This window comes from Nocardioides sp. CPCC 206348, from assembly GCF_048654705.1.
GTDB lineage: Bacteria > Actinomycetota > Actinomycetes > Propionibacteriales > Nocardioidaceae > Nocardioides.
The window spans coordinates 511-1329 of the sequence record NZ_JBMCZA010000122.1; the positions used below are offsets into that span (position 1 = coordinate 511).

At 71.3% G+C, this 819-nt stretch carries 2 protein-coding genes; one reads left to right on the top strand and one right to left on the bottom strand.

What is annotated here, in order from left to right; all coding sequences use genetic code 11:
* A partial coding sequence (locus ACOADB_RS07340; protein ID WP_378597311.1) for a citrate/2-methylcitrate synthase occupies positions 1-273 on the bottom strand: 273 nt, incomplete at its 3' end.
* A 91-nt stretch (positions 274-364) separates the two neighbouring features.
* Between ACOADB_RS07340 and ACOADB_RS07345 the strand changes: the two genes are divergently transcribed.
* A partial coding sequence (locus tag ACOADB_RS07345) for a pyridoxine/pyridoxamine 5'-phosphate oxidase (protein WP_378597312.1) occupies positions 365-819 on the top strand: 455 nt, incomplete at its 3' end.

Genomic DNA, 819 nt, shown 5'->3' on the forward strand with positions numbered 1-819 from the left:
GCCGAAGGCCGGCGCGAGCATCGCGATCGCGGCCTGGACGTCCACGCGGACGTCGCCGGTGTGCACCGGGAGGCTGAACGCCTCGGCCGGCGGCAGGCCCGGCGTGAAGGAGCCGTCGATCAACAGGCCCCAGACGTTCTCGAACGGCACTCGGCCGGCGAGGTCCTCGATGTCGACTCCGCGATACCGCAGTGCCGAGCCTTCCTTGTCAGGCTCTGCGATCTGGGTTTCGAAGGCGACGACGCCCTCAAGTCCGTGGTGTACCTCAGGCATCGACAGCTCCTTCGTCCGTGGGGCACGCCGTCCGGGTTGCGAACGGCACGCAGGCCACCCGGCATTCTGCCGCACTCGCTAGTTTGGGCACATGCCCGGGGACCCAACGACGCCCGACCTTGCCATGCTGCGCAAGGAGTACGGCGCTGCCGGGCTCGACGAGTCCGAGGTCGATCCGGATCCGTGGGTCCAGTGGCAGCGTTGGTACGACGACGCGAGCGCTGCGGGGATCCATGAGCCCAACGCGATGGTCCTGGCGACCGTCGACCCCGACGGCGCGCCCTCGTCGCGGACCGTGCTGCTCAAGGGTGTGGCGCCGGTGCGGCCCGACGACGGCTTCTCCTTCTTCACCAACACCGCGTCCCGCAAGGGGCGGGCGCTGGCGCACGAGTCGCTGTGCGCGCTGCTGTTCCCGTGGCACCCGCTCGAGCGGCAGGTCCGGGTCGAGGGCCTCGCCATCCCGCTCGATGACGCCGCGGTGCAGGCCTACTGGGCCTCCCGCCCGCGCGGTTCGCAGCTCGGCGCCTGGGCCTCGCCCCAGTCCCG